The sequence below is a fragment of the Pseudoalteromonas sp. SR41-7 genome (assembly GCF_014163935.1).
GTDB classification, from domain to species: domain Bacteria; phylum Pseudomonadota; class Gammaproteobacteria; order Enterobacterales; family Alteromonadaceae; genus Pseudoalteromonas; species Pseudoalteromonas distincta.
On sequence record NZ_JACJEF010000067.1, the window covers coordinates 1 to 216 of the forward strand.

Genomic DNA, 216 nt, shown 5'->3' on the forward strand with positions numbered 1-216 from the left:
GCATAACATAGGTACCATTAACATAAACAATGGCACCTTAATCATAAAAGGTGACTATCGTATACAAGCGCCAACTGATGATGGTTACACACATTCAAGCGGGTTGCTTCGTATGGTAAACGCCAGTGACTATGTATTAGTGCATGGTGATTTTGTAATAGATACATCACGTGGCTCAACCTCTGGTAGCTATTTCACGGCCGGTGTATTGGAAGT

1 protein-coding gene is annotated in these 216 nt (G+C 41.7%); it reads left to right on the top strand.

Annotated features, from left to right (window positions below):
* Nucleotides 1-216 (top strand): hypothetical protein (locus H5092_RS20530; protein WP_182734885.1); only part of this gene is annotated, 216 nt, incomplete at both ends.